The organism is Nocardia transvalensis, from assembly GCF_015477765.1.
GTDB lineage: Bacteria > Actinomycetota > Actinomycetes > Mycobacteriales > Mycobacteriaceae > Nocardia > Nocardia transvalensis_A.
This window is the reverse complement of record NZ_JADLQQ010000006.1, coordinates 300075-315142: the sequence shown is the minus strand read 5'-3', so window position 1 is coordinate 315142 and position 15068 is coordinate 300075. Positions and strand designations below refer to the sequence as shown.

13 protein-coding genes are annotated in these 15068 nt (G+C 68.4%); 7 read left to right on the top strand and 6 right to left on the bottom strand.

What is annotated here, in order from left to right; all coding sequences use genetic code 11:
- Positions 1-113 precede the first annotated feature (113 nt).
- Entirely contained in the window at positions 114-713 is a 600-nt protein-coding gene (locus IU452_RS19435; protein WP_195110509.1) for a TetR/AcrR family transcriptional regulator, read from the top strand.
- Complete coding sequence (locus tag IU452_RS19430; protein WP_195110508.1) at positions 710-2326, top strand: peptide chain release factor 3; 1617 nt, start codon at positions 710-712, stop codon at positions 2324-2326. Before IU452_RS19435 ends, IU452_RS19430 begins: the two co-directional genes overlap by 4 nt.
- A 12-nt stretch (positions 2327-2338) precedes the next feature.
- On the opposite strand, the gene IU452_RS19425 is transcribed toward IU452_RS19430, so the two are convergent.
- The gene (locus tag IU452_RS19425) at positions 2339-2866 is read right to left on the bottom strand and encodes a nuclear transport factor 2 family protein (protein WP_195110507.1); all 528 of its coding nucleotides are present in this window, start codon (positions 2864-2866) and stop codon (positions 2339-2341) included.
- A gap of 64 nt (positions 2867-2930) precedes the next feature.
- Entirely contained in the window at positions 2931-3809 is an 879-nt protein-coding gene (locus IU452_RS38240) for a DUF4393 domain-containing protein (RefSeq protein ID WP_324192703.1), read from the bottom strand.
- 281 nt (positions 3810-4090) lie between these two features.
- Between IU452_RS38240 and IU452_RS19415 the strand changes: the two genes are divergently transcribed.
- Positions 4091-5410 carry a DUF445 domain-containing protein gene (locus IU452_RS19415; protein WP_195110506.1) on the top strand — a complete coding sequence of 440 codons (1320 nt, stop codon included), beginning with the start codon at positions 4091-4093 and terminating at the stop codon, positions 5408-5410.
- A complete protein-coding gene (locus tag IU452_RS19410) occupies positions 5398-6237 on the top strand; it encodes an Abi-alpha family protein (RefSeq protein ID WP_195110505.1) in 840 nt (279 codons plus the stop codon). The genes IU452_RS19415 and IU452_RS19410 overlap by 13 nt, the downstream gene beginning before the upstream one ends.
- Before the next feature lie 104 nt (positions 6238-6341).
- On the opposite strand, the gene IU452_RS19405 is transcribed toward IU452_RS19410, so the two are convergent.
- The gene (locus IU452_RS19405) at positions 6342-8147 is read right to left on the bottom strand and encodes an ABC-F family ATP-binding cassette domain-containing protein (protein ID WP_195110504.1); all 1806 of its coding nucleotides are present in this window, start codon (positions 8145-8147) and stop codon (positions 6342-6344) included.
- A gap of 161 nt (positions 8148-8308) precedes the next feature.
- Positions 8309-9241 (bottom strand): 4-(cytidine 5'-diphospho)-2-C-methyl-D-erythritol kinase, encoded by a 933-nt coding sequence (locus tag IU452_RS19400; protein ID WP_195110503.1) that lies wholly within the window; start codon positions 9239-9241, stop codon positions 8309-8311.
- A 129-nt stretch (positions 9242-9370) separates the two neighbouring features.
- Here IU452_RS19400 and IU452_RS19395 point away from each other — a divergent pair, with 129 nt between their 5' ends.
- The 3 genes from IU452_RS19395 to IU452_RS19385 are packed head-to-tail and all read left to right on the top strand — an operon-like array spanning position 9371 to position 12719.
- Positions 9371-9580, top strand: a complete 210-nt coding sequence (locus IU452_RS19395; RefSeq protein ID WP_195110502.1) for a heavy-metal-associated domain-containing protein — start codon at positions 9371-9373, stop codon at positions 9578-9580.
- The gene (locus tag IU452_RS19390; RefSeq protein WP_195110501.1) at positions 9577-10491 is read left to right on the top strand and encodes a hypothetical protein; all 915 of its coding nucleotides are present in this window, start codon (positions 9577-9579) and stop codon (positions 10489-10491) included. The genes IU452_RS19395 and IU452_RS19390 overlap by 4 nt, the downstream gene beginning before the upstream one ends.
- The gene (locus tag IU452_RS19385) at positions 10488-12719 is read left to right on the top strand and encodes a heavy metal translocating P-type ATPase (protein WP_195110500.1); all 2232 of its coding nucleotides are present in this window, start codon (positions 10488-10490) and stop codon (positions 12717-12719) included. The genes IU452_RS19390 and IU452_RS19385 overlap by 4 nt, the downstream gene beginning before the upstream one ends.
- Positions 12720-12892: 173 nt before the next feature.
- Here the strand turns inward: IU452_RS19385 and rsmA are convergent, their stop codons facing one another.
- On the bottom strand, positions 12893-13774 hold the full coding sequence (rsmA, locus tag IU452_RS19380) for a 16S rRNA (adenine(1518)-N(6)/adenine(1519)-N(6))-dimethyltransferase RsmA (RefSeq protein WP_195110499.1): 882 nt from the start codon (positions 13772-13774) through the stop codon (positions 12893-12895).
- Positions 13775-13869: 95 nt separating this feature from the next.
- Entirely contained in the window at positions 13870-15042 is a 1173-nt protein-coding gene (locus IU452_RS19375; RefSeq protein WP_228818251.1) for an alpha/beta fold hydrolase, read from the bottom strand.
- Between the last annotated feature and the right edge of the window lie 26 nt (positions 15043-15068).

Genomic DNA, 15068 nt, shown 5'->3' with positions numbered 1-15068 from the left:
AACATGGGTAACTCGTCGGGCACGCCCGAGACTCAGCCAGGCGCAGACGCAGGACCTGCGACCAAGTCGAATGGCACCCAACTGGTATGGCCTGAAACGCGGAGAGGCGGGGAGTGGAGTCGTTGCGGGAACGGCTGGTGAGCGCCGGGGTCGAGCTGCTGGAGCAGGTCGGGGCCGGGCAGCTCGGGTTGCGGGCGATCGCCCGGGCGGCGGGGGTGTCGCATGGTGCACCGCGGCGGTACTTCCCGACGCATCGGGCGTTGCTGGCGGCCGTCGCGGCGCGCGGATTCGCCGATCTGCGAATCCGATTCGAGGCCCACGCCCAGCACGATGCGCGCGGCCGGGTGGAACGGATGGCGCTGGAGTACGTGCACTTCGCGATCGAACGTCCGGAGATGTTCACCCTCATGTTCCGCCACGACCTGCTGGAAGGGTCCGGCGAAAATCTGCGGCAGCAGACCGTTCCGATCTATCGGCAGTGGACCGAACTGATCGCCCGCTGCACCCCCGACCGCCCCGCCGAACGCGCACTCGCCCTGTGGACGAATCTGCACGGAATCGCCACCCTGACCGCCAACCACGCCATCGAGCTGATCAGCCCGGCCTCGGATGTGGACGGACTGGTCCGCGCCACGGTCGCCCAGCACCTCACCGCGCAGGTCCTGTCCAGTACCCTGGAACGGTTGCCGACCCGCGAAAAGGAGCTTCCGTGAATTCCCCTGCCAGCGTCACCGTGCACCGGCAGTTGGCCGAGGAAGTGGCGCGGCGACGCACATTCGCGGTCATCTCACATCCCGACGCCGGTAAATCCACCCTCACCGAGGCGCTGGCCCTGCACGCCAAGGTCATTGCCGAGGCGGGTGCGATCCACGGCAAGGCCGGGCGCAAATCCACCGTCTCGGACTGGATGGAGATGGAGAAGGCGCGCGGCATCTCGGTGAGTTCGACCGCGCTGCAGTTCGAATACGGCGACTGCGTGATCAACCTGGTCGACACCCCCGGCCACTCGGACTTCTCCGAGGACACCTATCGGGTGCTGACCGCCGTCGACGCCGCGGTCATGCTCATCGACGCCGCCAAGGGCCTGGAACCGCAGACGCTGAAGCTGTTCCAGGTGTGCCGCCACCGCGGCATCCCGGTCATCACGGTGATCAACAAGTGGGACCGGCCCGGCCGCGCGCCGCTGGAACTGCTGGACGAGATCGACGAGCGCATCGGCCTGACCCCGACCCCGCTGTTCCTGCCGGTCGGCATCGCCGGCGACTTCCGCGGCCTGCTGCGCCGCGGCACCGACGGCGCACCCGTCGAATACATCCACTTCACCCGCACGGCCGGCGGCGCGACCATCGCCCCGGAGGAGTCGCACACCCCCGAACAGGCCGAGGCCCGCGAGGGCGAGGTGTGGACCACCGCCGTCGAGGAGAGCGAACTGCTGTCGGCCACCGGCCAGGACCACGATCAGGAGATGTTCCTGGCCGGGCAGACCTCACCGGTCATCTATGCCTCGGCCATGCTGAACTTCGGCGTGCGCCAGCTGCTGGAAACCCTTGTGTCCCTTGCGCCCCCGCCGGGCCCGCGCCTGGACGTCGACGGCGCTCCACGCGACCCGTCGGAGCCGTTCAGCGCCGTCGTGTTCAAGGTGCAGGCGGGTATGGACACCGCGCACCGCGACCGGCTGGCGTTCATGCGCATCGTATCGGGCGAATTCGAACGCGGCATGGTGGTCACCCATGCCCAGACCGGGCGCCCCTTCGCCACCAAGTACGCGCTGACGGTCTTCGGCCGGGAGCGTTCCACCGTGGACACCGCCTACCCGGGCGATGTGGTCGGCCTGGTGAACGCCACCGCGCTGGCACCCGGGCACACCCTGTTCGTGGACAAGAAGGTGGAATTCCCGCCGATCCCGTCCTTCGCGCCCGAACATTTCGCCACGCTGCGCGCACGCAGTGCCGGGAAGTACAAGCAGTTCCGCAAGGCCATCGATCAACTCGACTCCGAGGGCGTGGTGCAGGTGTTGCGCAACGACACCCGCGGTGACGCCTCGCCGGTGCTGGCCGCGGTCGGCCCGATGCAGTTCGAGGTGGTCACCGCCCGCATGCAGGCCGAATTCGGCGTGGAGACCCAGCTGGACTTCCTGCCCTACCAGCTGGCCCGCCGCACCGACGCCGCCTCCGCCCCCGAACTGGACCGTCAGCGCGGCGTCGAGGTCTTCACCCGCACCGACGGCGCGATTCTGGCCCTGTTCAGCGACAAGTGGCGCCTGCAGTACATCCAGAAGGAAATGCCCGACCTGACCCTCGAGCCGCTGGTCGCCACCGCGGACTAGTCACCGGACTAGTCACCCCATGGTCTCCGCCGAATCCGGCGGCGGAACCCCATCGGCCTCCTGTGCCATCCCCGGCTCGCGCGCGATGAGTCCCCAGCGGCTGGAGGTCAGGCGCAGGCTGGGGAGGTCGGACAGGGAGAGCACTACCTCGTAGGTGCGTTCGTAGCCGGTGTGCGCAATGCGCCAGCGGCCGTCGTCGCACTTGACGTAGCGGTCGGAGTAGAACGCCGCCCCGCGCAGCAGCATGTTGTGGCCGGGGATGAGCACGGTGTCGGCCAGGTACCAGGTGCCGGTCGCGGAGTCGCCGTCGACGTCGATCTCGGGGTGGTCGCAGCGGTGCTCGGTGATGACGTGCGGGCCGAGCGTGTTGCGCATGAACGCCAGGAATGCGTCGCGCGATTCGAACTGCAGGTACTCGCTGTAGGTCGCGGTCGCCTCGGGAATCATGGTGTCGGCGAAGTCGTCCCAGGACTTGGTGTCGAGCGCGCGCAGGTACCGGAACTTCAGCCGGCTGATCGCGGAGACGGCGTCGGAGTCCATACTTCAACAATCCCATCCGATGACGCATATCTGCGCAGATCGGAAAATTTGTATCGGATTGCTATCAAGGCGCTCCGTTGATGGTGAAGCAGGTCTTGCAGAAGTCCTCGCCGAACTCCGTCAAGCGCAGACTCTTTCGGACGATCTTGGGCGCCCGGCCGGCCTGTTTGAGGGCCGACTCCACGATGGGCTGCACCTCGAGGACCATGTAGCGGCTCAGCACCACCGGATCGTCGGAGGTCATCATCAGCCCGAGCCGGTTGAGATTGATCAGATACAGCCGCGCCCGGTCCGGATACCGCACCCCGGCCTGCTCCGGCACCGAGGTCAGATCCCCGGTCACCAGCTCGGACCCGATGCCCAACGGCCTGTTCGTCCGCACATCCACCAGCGGCTGCGGCCCGTTCAGGGCCATGAAACGCAGGATGCGCGCCTCGTCCGGGGCAAGCTGATCGAGGATGCGGTCGTAGGCCGGATGCACATCCTCGGTGAAGTACACATCCGCCGACCTCGCCAGCAGCGCATCGCCGCGGCGGCGCAGGTCGTCGAGCGTCCCCGAGCGCACATATCCGCCGCTGATGGCCTGCTGGCTCTGTCCGTTGGAGGTCGGGACATAGCTGACGATCTCCCGCACCGACCCCTCGGTGACCCCGAGAATATTGCGGGCCACCGACTGCAGCGCCGCGCCCGCGCGGTCGGCGATATCCGCCGACGACTCCCCGTCCAGCGCGGCCTGGGTGATCTGCTTGGTGACCTCGTAGGTGGTGCCGACCGCCCATTGCCCGCCGCGCACCGCGGTGCCGACCGCCAGCCCGGCCGCCCGGAAGGCGCCACGGATCAGCCGGGCCTCGTTGCTGATCTGCCGTTGCTCCACATCCGAGCTGCGTTCCACGGCACGGGAACCGGGTCGGACCACATCCTGTCCGGTCCTGTCGTCTGCCACGTCCTTCTCCGAATATCGCCGGGTGAGCTCGTCCGCTCACACATTATTGCCGCCGTTGCCGCTGATGTGGTGAGGGTCATTCTTCCGGTACCCGCTGTTCGATGCGACATTCCGGGCGCACGGTGTGACCGAAGTCTCCCACCCATCGAGGCGGCTGACCAGTTCTCTCGCCAGAATTGGACCGTTTTCCTGAATCCACAGTAAGGTCCTGCGTGCCGACGGGGTACGTTGAAGTGCCGGTGTGGCGGCGGTCACCGGTAAGGGGTCGGCAGGAGGGTGTCGTGCTGGAGAGTTTGTTCGATGTCGCCCCGACCTTGTGGCTCGAAGTGATCACCATTCCCCTGTTCACCGGTGTCATCGGTTACATCACCAACTGGACCGGCGTGCTGATGTTGTTCAAGCCGATCCACTTCCACGGCATCCGGGTGCCCGGGCTGCGCTGGCTGTTTCCCTATCTGCCCAAGCGAATTCAGGTGCTGCCGCTGCTGCAGTACGACGGCCGGATGGGCTGGCAGGGCATCGTGCCCTCGCGGGCGGACAAGATGGCCTCGATCGCGGTGGACAAGGGCCTGGCCAAACTCGGCAGTGTCGCCGACTTCTACCGGGAACTGGAACCCGATGCCCTGGCCGAACATCTCACCGCCATCGCGCAGGAACAGATCCGCGACATCGTCGAGGAGATCGCGATCCGCGAGCATCCCCAGCTGTGGTTCAACCTGCCCAGCCAGATTCGGGAGATGGTGCACGAGCGGGTGCGTCAGCAGTTGCCCGACATTCTGCGCGAACTCACCGACGAGCTGGGCAACAACATCGAACAGTTGCTCGATGTGAAGCAGATGGTGATCCGCTATTTCCAGTCGCGACCGCAGCTGTTGAACATGGTGTTCCAGGTGCTGGGCGCCAAGGAGCTGCGGTTCATGCAGAATTTCGGCTTCTACTTCGGCGCACCGATGGGTTTGGTTCTGGTGTTCATCCTGCACCTGTATCCGCATGCGCTGGTTGTGCTGCCGGTCGGTGGGGTGATCATCGGCTGGGTGGTCAACTGGATCGGTATCAATCTGATCTTCGAACCGGCCTATCCGAAATGGTGGTGCCCGTGGCGGCAGGGTCTGTTGATCAAAAGGCAGTCGGAAATCACCGAGGGTTATGCGGATTTGGTGGCCAGCCAGATCATGACCGTCGCGAATGTCGGTGACGAGTTACTCAACGGGCCGCGCTCGGATCGCACGATGCAGGTCCTCGAGGACACGCTGCGACCGGCCACCGACCGGGCATTGGGCCCGGCGCGCGGGGCGTTGAAATTCATGATCGGCAGCCGCGATTACGAGACCCTGCAGACGCGCTTTGCCGATCAGGCCAAGACCTTCGCGCCGCAGGCCTTCGCCGATCCCGCGTTCAACGCGCAGCAGAGCAGGCAGGTCGGTCAGTACATCGCCAAACAGATGGCCGCCCTGTCACCGCCGGACTTCGTGGACATGCTGCGCTCGGCGATCAAACAGGACGAGTGGCTTTTGTTCGTGCATGGCGGTGTGCTGGGCCTGTTCGCCGGTTACGCTCATATCCTGATCTTCGGAACAGGAGTAGCCCCATGGCCGTGGTGAACGACTCGGATGAGGGAGATCCCGAGTACTCCACCGAACTCGTGCCGCGCCCGGCTGCGGAACTGGCCTTACCCGGCGAGGTCCGGCGTTCCGGTGGCCCGGTGCGCACCGCGACCGGTGTGGTGCGGGTGGCGCTGTCGGCGGTGACGGAGGCGACCGCCTGGGGTGTGGGGACCGCGCTCGGGGTGACCGGAACCGTGGTGCGCGGCAGCATGTCCGGACGACCGCCGCGCGAGGTGTTGTCCGAGGCCGGTGAGCAGGTGCGGGATTCGGTGCGCCGCGCCCTGGGCATCCCGCCGCCGCCCGACGCCGCGACCGGCACGCCCCACACGCCGTCGCTGCGGGAGCGCGGCGCCGATCTGCTGCGGCGCTCGGCGAGTGTGCACGGCACCGACGACAATCATCCCGCCTTCGCGCGCATCCTCACCGAACTGGCTCCCGACGAGGCCCGCATCCTGCGCTACCTGTATCTCGACGGCGCCCAGCCCGCGCTAGACATCCGCACCGGCCGCCCGCTGCGAACGGCGGCCGAGGGGCGGATGGAGATGGGCCTCAACATGATCGGCGAGGACGCCACGCTGCGTTTCCCGGAGCGCGCCTCGTCCTACCTCACCAATCTGCGCCGTCTCGGCCTGGTCGAATGGGCCCGCGAGCCGCTCGACAACCCGACCCGCTATCAGCTGCTGGAATCCCAGCCCGAGGTGCGCCGCCTGCTGAAACGCGCCTTCGGCACCAAGATCTTCTACCGCAGCATCGCCCTCACCGGTTTCGGCATCGATTTCACCCGCACCTGCCTCCCGGTCCCACCCCTCGACCAAGCCCTGTAGGACCACTCAACACCGGCCCCGGCGCGCGCAACCTCCTGGTCCCGGCGCGCTTTTGGCCGGGACCTCCTACATTCCGGCCACGATCACGCCGGAATGACCGAGCGCTAACCGAGCTGGTCGGCCAGGTCGAGCCAGCGCTCCTCGGTGGATTCCTTCTCGGCTTGGACCTGCTTCAGCTCGGCGCCGAGGGTGACGAGTTTGTCCGGATCGGTGGCGGCCTCGGCGAGGGCGGCGTGGAGGCGGTCCTCGCGTTCGGTCAGCTTCTCCAGGGCTCGTTCGAGGCGGGCGAGTTCCTTGCGGGCGGTGCGGTAGGTGGCCGAATCCGTCGCGGGCGCAGGGGAATTCGCGGCGCCATTGGCGGACGCGGCCGAGCGGCGGGGTGCGTCGGCGAGGGCGGCCCGCTTGCGCAGATATTCCTCGATGCCGCCGGGCAGGTTGGTGAGCCTGCCGTCGCCGAACAGCGCCCAGGTGGAATCGCAGATGCGCTCGATCAGGTAGCGGTCGTGACTGATCACCACCATCGTGCCGGGCCAGCCGTCGAGCAGGTCCTCGAGCTGCTGCAGGGTGTCGATGTCGAGGTCGTTGGTGGGCTCGTCGAGCAGCAGGACGTTGGGTTCGCTCATCAGGATCCGGGTCAGCTGCAGGCGGCGGCGCTCGCCACCGGACAGATCGCCGACCGGCGTGCGCTGCTTGGCGGGGCTGAATCCGAGTCTTTCGGCCAGCTGGCCTGCGGAGATCTCCTTGTCGCCCAGCATGGTTCGCTCGGCTACGTCGGAAACCGCCTCCAGCACTCGCATATTCGTCGGGAGATCGTCGAGTTCCTGACGCAGCCAGCAGATGCGCACGGTCTGGCCCTGAATTCGCTTGCCCGCGACCGGTTCCGCATCACCGGCCAGTGCACGCAGGAGTGTGGTCTTGCCGGACCCGTTCACGCCGACCAGGCCGACGCGCTCACCGGGAGCCAGCCGCCAGGTGAGATCGTGGACCAGCTCGCGCCCGTCGGGAGTGGTGAGGGTGACGTCCTCGAGCTCGATCACCACCCGGCCCAACCGCTTTCGCGCGAACGCGGCCAACTGCACGGTGTCGCGCGGGGGCGGGACGTCGGCGATCAGCGCCTCGGCCGCCTCGACGCGATAGCGAGGCTTGGACGTGCGGGCCTGCGGGCCGCGGCGCAGCCAGGCCAGTTCCTTGCGGGCCAGGTTGCGGCGGCGTGCCTCGGTGGCGTCGGCCTGACGGGCCCGTTCGGCGCGGGCGAAGATCCAGTCGTTGTAGCCGCCCTCGTAGCTTTCCACCTTGCCGCCCACGACCTCCCAGGTGCGGGTGGCGACGGTGTCGAGGAACCAGCGGTCGTGGGTGACCACGACCAGGGCGCTACGGCGGGCCAGCAGGTGTTCGGCGAGCCACTGCACGCCCTCCACATCGAGGTGGTTGGTGGGTTCGTCGAGCACCAGCAGATCGAGCTCGCGGACCAGTGCCGCCGCCAGCGCGACGCGGCGGCGTTCACCACCCGACAGGTTGGCGACCGGGGTATCCATCCCGAGTCCGGCGATGCCGATGCCCTCGAGCACGCTGCGAATGCGCGGGTTGGCGGCCCACTCGTGTTCGGCGATGCCGTCGGTCATGGCGTCCTCGGCCAGCCCGGCCAGCACCACCTCGCCGACCGTCGCCCCCTCCGGCAGGACGCCGCGCTGGGTGACCACCGCCATCCGCAACCCGTTCACCCGGCTCACCCGCCCGCTGTCGGGCTCCTCGATCCCGGTCAGCACCTCCAACAGCGTGGTCTTCCCACCACCGTTGAGCCCCACGACCCCGATCCGCTCCCCCTCCTGCACCCCGAGGGAGACATCGTCCAGCAACGGCGTAATACCGAAGCTCTTGTGGACTTGTTCGAGATTGATGAGATTGACCATGGATCCTCGGTGTCGTCGATACCTACTCCGAGCCAGCGTACTGTCCTGCCCACCTCACCCCGGCCCGCGCCCAACCCCGCTCCCACCACACTCAACTGCTACGGCCGTGACCCCGACCAGGTCGATCGCCTCGCCGATTTCGTCGGCTGACTCCCGACCGGTCAGGGGCGGGTTGTGGGTCCGCTGAGGATTCGGGCCCCCGAGACCGGGCCACTGGCGGTTCGGACGCTGCGGCACACACCGGCGCCCGACAGTTCTGCGGAGACCGCGACGGCCGCCTTCTCGTCGGCGCACAGGAAGGCGCAGGTGGGGCCCGAGCCGGAGACTATTCCGGCTAGGGCGCCCGCCTCGACTCCGGCGCGCAGGGTGCGGCGCAGCTCGGGCTTCAGGGACAGGGCGGCCGCCTGCAGATCGTTGCCGAGCAGGGGAGCCAGTTGCTGCGGGTCGCCGGAGACCAACGCCTGCAGCAGTTCCTGCGGTTCGCCCAGGCGCGGCGGGTTGCCCTGTTCGCGGAGGCGATCGAGTTCCCGGTACACCCCGGGTGTCGACAAGCCACCCTTGGCCAAGGCCAGCACCCAGTGAAAGGTGCTGCGGCACAACACCGGAAGCAGTTCCTCACCACGACCCCGCCCCAAGGCGGTGCCGCCGTACAGCGCGAACGGCACATCGCTGCCGAGTTCGGCGGCCACCGTCGCCAATTCGTCGCGGGACAACCCCAGATCCCACAGCTCGTTCAGTCCGACCAGCGCCGCGGCGGCATCCGCGCTGCCGCCCGCCATCCCGCCCGCCACCGGGATGCCCTTGCGGATCGAGATTTCCACCAGCGGCGCCCGCCCGGCCAGATGCGCCAACCGCACCGCCGCACTCCACACCAGATTTGTGCGGTCGGTGGGCACCTCGGCCGCACCCTCGCCGCTCACCCGGACCGTCAACGAGCTCGCCGGGGCGATCTCCACGTCGTCGCTCAGCGACAGCGCCTGGAATACCGTGGTCAGCTCGTGGTACCCGTCGGCACGCACATCACCCACCCCGAGGTGCAGGTTCACCTTCGAGGGCGCCCGCACGACCACGGGGCTGGGCACAACAGAGAGCACGAGCCCCAAGCGTAATCGCGACGCCGCCCACGACTCGACCGGACACTTGCACGAGGTACCCCTTGGGGGTATGTTCAGGAACAGTGGGGCATACCCCCTTACCGTATAGGATCAACAGAGGAGTCGATCATGGCGACCAGCACCTTCACCGTCACCGGCATGACCTGCGGCCACTGCGTGGCGTCGGTGCAGACGGAGATCGGCAAGATCGACGGCGTCACCGGGGTCGAGGTGGATCTCGGCACCGGCCGGGTCCAGGTCGAGTCCGCCGCGCCGATCTCCGACGCCGAGGTCGTCGCCGCCATCGACGAGGCGGGCTATGAGGTGGCGAACTCATGAACGACAGACCGAAGTTCGCGGCCTTCGGCGGCGGGCTGGTCGTGCTGTTCGCTGCCGCGCTCGGTCTCGGGGCCCTGGTGGGCGACCCGGCCGAGCCGGCTTCCGGGCACGGCGACACGCATTCCCTCTCCACCGCGCAGACAGGCGAGGCCGTGCACACCGGACTGCAGAGCACCCAGGCGGGCTACACCCTCACCGGCCTCTCGGCACCGGCCGAGCCGAATCGGCCCGGCGCGCTGCGGTTCGGCATCACCGGCCCGGACGATGCGGCGGTCACCCGGTTCACCAGCCTGCACGAGAAGGATCTGCATCTGATCGTGGTCCGCTCCGACGCCGCCCAGTACCGGCACGTGCATCCGCAGCGCGAGCCGGATGGCACGTGGTCGATCGATTGGAAGTGGGCCGAGCCCGGCACCTACCGCGTCTTCGCCGATTTCGCCCCGGTCGGCGGTCCAGGCGAACTGGTACTCAGCCGCACCGTGACCGTCGCCGGTCCGGTCGCGCAGCGCCCGCTGCCCCCGACCGCGCGGGTCGCCGACGTCGACGGCTACCGGGTCGCCCTCGAGGGCGATTTGTCCACCGCGGGAAGCGAATTGCGTTTCACCGTCACTCGGGACGGGCGGCCGGTCACCGATCTGGAACCCTACCTGGGCGCTTACGCCCACCTCGTCGCCCTGCGCGGTAGCGATCTCGCCTATCTGCACGTGCATCCCGAGGGCGAGGTCGGCTCGACCCCGGCCGGGCCGCAGGTCGCCTTCCATGCCCAGGCGCCCAGCGACGGCGCCTACCGGCTGTACCTCGATTTCTCCCACGGCGGTTCGGTGCACACCGCCGAATTCACCGCCGAAGCATCCGCTGCCGCAGCGGTTTCCGGCGGGCAGGAGCATCAGCACGGAGGAGGTCACCAATGAGCGCGCCCAGTGCCGAGCGCTCCGTCGAACTCGATATCGGGGGAATGACCTGCGCCTCCTGCGCGGCTCGGATCGAGAAGAAGCTCAACCGGATCGACGGCGTCACCGCGACGGTGAACTTTGCGACGGAGAAGGCGAGGGTCGATTTCCCCGATTCCGTCACCCCTGATGAGCTGATCGAGAAGGTCGTCGACGCCGGATACACCGCCCATGTCCATACTTCGACCGATTCGACTGGGCCGGAGCAGGGTTCGGCTCCCTCGCCCGCCGCGCAGCTGCGGCAGCGGCTGTTGGTCAGTGCGGCGCTGGCGATCCCGGTGATCGCCATGGCGATGATTCCGGCCCTGCAATTCCGTAACTGGCAATGGCTTTCGCTCACCCTGGCCACCCCGGTGGTGTTCTGGGGTGGGGCCGCATTCCATCGGGCCGCCTGGGTCAATGCCCGGCATGCGACGGCCACCATGGACACCCTGATCTCGCTGGGCACGCTCGCGGCGTATCTGTGGTCGGCCTATGCGCTGTTCTTCGGCGATGCCGGAATGGCCGGTATGAAACACGGTTTCAGCTTCGCCGTCGAGCGCGGGGGTTCGGCGTCCAACATCTATCTCGAGGTCGCGGCCGGGGTGATCGTCTTCATCCTGGCGGGACGGTACTTCGAGACGCGCGCCAAGGAACGGGCCGGGTCGGCGCTGCGGGCGCTGCTCGAGTTGGGCGCCAAGGATGTCGCGGTGGTGCGTGACGGAGTCGAGAGCCGGATTCCTGTCGGCGAGTTGCGAGTCGGTGAGCACTTCCGGGTGCGGCCGGGCGAGAAAGTGGCCACCGACGGTGTTGTGGTGGACGGGAATTCCGCCCTCGATATGAGCATGCTGACCGGTGAGTCGATGCCGGTCGAGGTGGGGCCCGGCGATCAGGTGGTCGGCGCCACGGTCAATGCCGGTGGCATGCTGACCGTGCGCGCCACCCGGATCGGCGCCGACACCCAGTTGGCGCAGATGGCGGCGCTGGTGGAGCAGGCGCAGAACGGGAAGGCGCCGGTGCAGCGCCTGGCCGATCGGGTGGCCGGGGTGTTCGTACCGATCGTGATCGCGATATCGGTTGCGACACTGGGCTTCTGGCTAGGAACCGGGGTCTCCGTCGCGACGGCGTTCGGTGCGGCGGTGGCGGTGCTCATCATCGCCTGCCCGTGTGCTCTCGGGCTGGCGACGCCCACGGCGCTGCTGGTCGGCACCGGTCGCGGAGCTCAGCTGGGCATTCTCATCAAGGGTCCGCAGGTGCTGGAGTCGACGCGACGCATCGATACCGTCGTGCTGGACAAGACCGGCACCGTGACGACCGGGAAAATGACTCTGGCGCAGGTGGTTCCGGCCGAGGGCGTGGACGAGGAAGAGCTGCTCGCGGTGGCCGCCGCGGTGGAGCACGGATCCGAGCATCCGGTGGCACGGGCGGTGGTTGCCGGTGCGGCCGAGCGCGGAGTGACAACGCAGACCGTGCAGCAGTTCGTCAGCCATGGCGGCAAGGGTGTGCAGGGCATGGTCGGTGACCGCGCGGTGGTGATCGGGCGGGCCGAACTGCTCGAGGATTGGGCGGTGACGGTGCCCGAGCCGCTGGCCCGCGCCAAGGCCGAGGCCGAATCCGCCGGGCAGACAGCGATTCTGGTCGCCTGGGACAGGGCGGCCCGCGGTGTGCTGGTGATCGCCGATGCCGTCAAACCGACCAGTGCCGAGGCCATCGCCGACATGCGGGCGCTGGGCCTGACTCCGGTGCTGCTGACCGGTGACAACGCCGCCACCGCGCGGACGGTGGCCCAGCGGGTCGGTATCGACGAGGTGATTGCCGAGGTGCTGCCCAGCGACAAACTGGACGTGGTCAAGCAGTTGCAGGATCGCGGCCAGGTGGTGGCGATGGTCGGCGACGGCGTCAACGATGCGGCCGCGCTGGCTCAGGCCGATCTGGGCCTGGCCATGGGCACCGGCACCGATGTGGCCATCGAGGCGGGCGACATCACCCTCGTGCGCGGCGATCTGCGCACGGTCGGCACCGCCATCCGCCTGTCCCGGGCCACCCTGCGGACCATCAAGGGCAACCTGTTCTGGGCCTTCGGCTACAACGTCGCCGCCCTCCCCCTGGCCGCCGCAGGCCTGCTCAACCCGATGCTCGCCGGCGCCGCCATGGCCCTGTCCAGCATCTTCGTGGTCACCAACAGCCTGCGCCTGCGCACCTTCCGCTGACGGCGACCACCCCTGGGCCGTTCGAGTCCCCTGGGCCGAACGGCCCACCGGCGCGTCCATCTCATAGCCCGGCGTGCCCCCCCATATCCCGGCGTGTCCGTCTCATATCCCGGCGTGCCCACCTCATATCCCGGCGTGCCCACCTCATATCCCGGCGTGCTTTTCGCCGGGATCTATCCCTGCTGGGCGAGGCGCACGAAGGCGGCGGTGTCGAGGGTCTCGCCGCGGGCGGTGGGGGCGATGCCCGCGGCGATCAGGCGTTTCTCCGCCTCGGCCGGGGAACCGGCCCAACCCGCCAGGGCGGCGCGCAACGTCTTGCGGCGCTGGGCGAATGCGGCGTCGATGACCTCGAAGACGCTGCGGCGATGGTCGGCGTCCATGGGCCAGGGCGGGTCGACGAAACGATCGATGCGGACCAGGCCGGATTCGACCTGCGGGACCGGCCAGAAGACCTGCCGCCCCACGGCGCCCGCCCGGCGCACGGTGCCGAAGAATCCGGCCTTCACGCTCGGCACCCCGTAGATGCGCGAACCCGGCTCGGCCGACAGCCGATCGGCGACCTCGGCCTGCACCATCACCAAAGCCGTTGTAATGCTGGGCAATTCGGCCATCAGATGCAAAAGCACCGGGACAGCGACGTTGTAGGGAAGATTCGCCACCAGCGCGGTCGGCCGCGCAGGCAGATCGGCGGCGGCCACCCGCAGCGCATCGGCCTCGACCACGGTCAGCCGCTCGGCCAACCCGGGAGCGCGCTCGGCGACGGTATGCGGCAACTGCCCCGCGAGCACCGGATCGATCTCGACCGCGATCACCCGATCCACCACGTCCATCAGCGCCAACGTCAGCGACCCCAGCCCGGGCCCGACCTCGAGCACCACATCCTCACGCCCCACCCCCGCCGCGGCCACGATCCTCCGCACGGTATTCGCGTCGTGCACAAAGTTCTGCCCGAGCTGCTTGGTAGGCCGCACCCCGAACCGCTCAGCCAACACCCGCACCTCGGCCGGCCCGAGCAACTCGGCCTGCCCACGGGCAGCAACAACAGGTTCGGACACGCCCGACAAACTACCAAGCCCCCCGCCCTTCCCCTCCCCCACCTCGCCCGATCCCTGTCTCTGCACCCTTCGGGGCGCAGAGACAGGGACGGATATCAGGGGTGGGTGGGGGTGGACAGGATGTGGGATAGGAAGGAGTCGATGGCCGACCACATTCGAGGGTCGACCTCGCAATGTTTGCCATTGCCGACTACCGCTCGGTGGTCGACTCGGTTGGCGGTCAGCTGGGCGGTCAGGGCGGCGTGCAAGGGGGCGGGGACGGTGCGGTCGGCGGTGTTGAGTAGCAGCAGGATCGGAGCGTTGTAACCGCTGGTGGGGACGGCCATGTAGGAGGCCAGGGCGGTGCGGAAATGGTCGTCGGTCAGCGGGCGCGACAGCAGGCTGCCGATCGAGACGCCCTGCACTCGGTCGGTGATCCGGTCCAGGCACAGTCCGCCGATGCTGTCGAGGATTTCCTTGCCCCGCGGGCTCAGGTAGCTGTCGACGTTCACGTCGGGCCGGGTCTCGCGCAGCCCGGACAAGATGCTCGCGACGAAGGCCGTGGTGCCGTTGCCACTCAGGCCGGGGATATCCGGCATCCAGGGACCGGCGGCCGGCAGCAGTTGCTCGACATTGGATTCGGGATCGAGGGCGATCGTGCCGCGGAAATCGAGATCCGGCGCATAGGTCTGCTGCAGATGCCCGGTGCCCAGCGCGGCCTGCCCACCCTGCGAAGCGCCCATGACCGCCCAGCTCCGCGACAGCTCGGGATGTGTCGCACGCGCTGCCCGCACCAGATCGATGGTCGCGCTGGCCTCGGTCTTCAGCTCCAGATACGGGTGAGTCCCGGTATCGAAGCGCCCCAGCCCCAAATAATCCGGCGCAACCACCGCGAATCCCTTGGACAGGAAGTACTGCAGGGTCCGGTCCTCCTCGGACCGGGTCCGCGGGTAGGGCGCACTCGCCTGATCGGTCTGCCCACCACATCCGGGCCCCAGCCCGGTGGTGCCGTGGTCGTAGGCCATGATCGGCCACCCACCCTCCGGCGCCGGACCGGGCGGCACGAACAACGCACCGCTGGCGGGCCGCGGCGAACCATCCGATCCTGTCATCCAGTAGTCGACGACCGACCCACCCGACATCCCCCGCCACCCGTCGGGTTGAGCGATGACCGAGATCGCGGTGCCCGGCGTCGGTGCCGCACTCGCGGGAGAAGTGGCCAGCCCCACCGCCGCCCCCGCGAACCCGGCCGCCACAACCATCCGCCCCCACAAACCCCACACCTGCATGAAACCCATCCGCTCTCGAACCCGAC